The 2,512-nt window shown below is 62.7% G+C and carries 3 protein-coding genes, 1 pseudogene and 1 riboswitch; all 4 genes and pseudogenes read right to left on the reverse strand.

Annotated elements, in window-relative coordinates:
* Positions 1-97 (reverse strand): NTP transferase domain-containing protein (locus tag AHiyo1_RS26395; RefSeq protein WP_340639303.1); only part of this gene is annotated, 97 nt, incomplete at its 3' end.
* A gap of 37 nt (positions 98-134) precedes the next feature.
* Positions 135-634: pseudogene (locus AHiyo1_RS07930) on the reverse strand (HNH endonuclease).
* Between the two features lie 249 nt (positions 635-883).
* A complete protein-coding gene (locus AHiyo1_RS07935; RefSeq protein WP_059388194.1) occupies positions 884-1,648 on the reverse strand; it encodes an NlpC/P60 family protein in 765 nt (254 codons plus the stop codon).
* A gap of 5 nt (positions 1,649-1,653) precedes the next feature.
* Positions 1,654-1,820, reverse strand: a riboswitch (cyclic di-AMP (ydaO/yuaA leader).
* Between the two features lie 145 nt (positions 1,821-1,965).
* The coding region (locus AHiyo1_RS07940; RefSeq protein WP_253257209.1) for a M23 family metallopeptidase at positions 1,966-2,512 on the reverse strand (547 nt) is incomplete at its 5' end.

Genomic DNA, 2,512 nt, shown 5'->3' on the forward strand with positions numbered 1-2,512 from the left:
CAAGGAGTGTGGCGCCGTCGTATCTCAACTGGGCTTTGGGCACGCCGCCGAGGCGGGAGGACTTGCCACCCGCCAATATCACCGCATCAAAGTCCACCCGCCCAGATTACCCGGGAAGCGGGCTCAATTCCGGTTCAGGCCGCCGACTCGGGCAGGAGGAAGGGATCCCATGCGGGCGCAGGTTTCTCAAGCTCCTTGATTTGCCAGATAGTCCCGGTGGGCGCCGCCGGAGTGAACCTCAGTTTCCAGCCCATCTCGCTGGGGTGTGGTCACTCTTGGCGTTGTTGCAGCGCAAGCACGCTGCCACCAGGTTTTCCCAGGAATCCGCGCCGCCCCTGGATTTGGGGTGGACGTGGTCAATGGTGTGCGCTGCTTTCCCGCAGTAGGCGCAACGGTGACCGTCGCGGCGCAAGACGCCGCGGCGTGTGACCGCCGTGATGGTGTTGTACCTTGGCCGGATGTAGCGATTGAGCAGAATCACGGAAGGACGTCCGAGAATCTCTTGTGGCCCGACGACAGGCTCGTCGCCTTCGGCCACTACGCTCGCTTTTCCGGTGAGCACAAGGACCAGCGCCCGGCGGAAGGTTACTACCGCCAGCGGTTCATATCCAGCATTCAGAACGAGTGTGCGCATGCACGTACCTCTTCACGGCCGCACCCGTCAGGGGCGCGAGGGCCGGCTGCCCTCTGCATGTACGGGCTGTGGATCGACAACCTAAGAGTAAACACCAGAAGGCCAGATCAACGAATCCATGCGGGGGTTCCAGCGCAGTGTCGGTCAAAGTTCATGTGCCGGACACGTAAGCGCACGCTCGTTAAAACAGGACATCCCCACCGGCGGACCAGCGGGGATGTTCCAGTGAAGCTATGTAACCGGGGCTATTTAGCCACCAACGCGGATGAAGACCGGGCCGGAGCCGACATTGACGCTGTAAAGGGCGGTGGTGCCACCGTTCCAGCCGCCGTGGACTGCCATGCCGTTGCCGACGTAAACAGCGATGTGGGCCATGCCCATGCCACCGTTCTGGTAGTAGACCAGGTCTCCCGGCTGCGCTTCAGCAGCGCTGACCGTACGGCCAAGGGAGAGGTAGTCTGCCGGCCAGCCGTGGAAGTTGATGCCAACAGCGGCCAGGGAGTTCGAGGCCAGGGCAGTGCAGTCCTGGGCAACGCCAAGCTGAGCGTAAGCTGCGGCAGCAATCGCTGCGCCCTTGCCGCTGGCAACCTTCGTGGCGGGCGAAACAGCAGCGGTCACAGAAAGCGTCGAGGAGCCGGTAGCGGCACCCGTGGCAGCCTGCGAAGCCGGAGCGGCTTCCTGGGTGGCAACCGGAGCTGCGACAACCGGAGCAGCTTCGGTGGAAACCACCGGGCGTTCGTACTTGATGGCGACGGAGGAGTCGGCCGAAATGCTGGCTTGGGCGATGGACTGGACTTCCAGGGCGGAGGTCGAAGTGGACTCGCGGGGAACGTTGGTTTCTGCAGCGTTGGCTGCGATACCGCTAGTGAGCACCAGACCGGAAGCAGCTGCGATAACGGCTGCCTGACGGCCTACGCCACCGGCGTTGCTGCCGACAGTCTTAGCGATAACGGCAAGCGAGTTGGTCTTGGTGACCGCGGCACGGTGGCGCGCAACAGTAGAGCGTGAAGACACGTTAAGAGGCCTCTCCCTATGCCCGCGAGGTAAGCTGTCGGATTCGGATGGGAGTCATCCGGCCACACTCCTCCCTCTCGGAAGTCGTGCGACTTAACCCCAAGGCCATCGGTGAAGATGACCAAAAGTGGGTCCCCCGCCTCTGCCAGACGATGTTTTGCGAACGGAACCTCGGGCAGTGGCAGAGCTAGGCAATCCACCCGAGTGCATCAACTCTCTAAAAGTTGATGCGAGTTAGACGGTACATGAGTTTTGGCTGAATGTCACATTCAGGTCACGGAGCGTGACAAGCATGCGAGAGACTTCCATCGGATTGGCTACAGCCAGCCCAGGGGGTCAACGACGTCGCCGTTGACCATGACTTCAAAGTGGAGGTGGCAGCCCGTGGAGGCGCCCGTAGTGCCGCTCAATGCGATGACATCGCCTCGGCCAACCGTTTGGCCCACCTGGACGTTGAACGACGACAAATGGTTGTACGTGGTTTCCAAGCCGTTGCCATGGTCCACCACAATGCGGTTTCCGCCGCCATACGGATGCCAGCCGGCGAAGGTGACCTTGCCGGCCGCGGCAGCATGGACCTGGGTGCCGCACTGGGCCACGAAGTCCTGGCCGCGGTGGAACTCCCCCAAACCGCCCGTGATGGGATTCACGCGGTAGCCGAAAGGCGAGGCCGTGGTCAGAGTGTCCAGGGGCGCCCCCAGGGTGCCCTTGGAGGACGAGGTCTTGATGGTGCCGACGGACTGTGCGCTCAAGAGCTGCTTGAGCTTGCTGTCCGGATCCGCCGTGGTTGACACTGCGGCACGGCTGAAGTCGATCGTGGCGCTTGCCGCGGCCGGAATCTCGGGCTGGGTGCCCACAGCCGAG

Origin of the sequence: Arthrobacter sp. Hiyo1, assembly GCF_001263615.2 — a bacterium.
Taxonomy (GTDB): Bacteria; Actinomycetota; Actinomycetes; order Actinomycetales; family Micrococcaceae; genus Arthrobacter.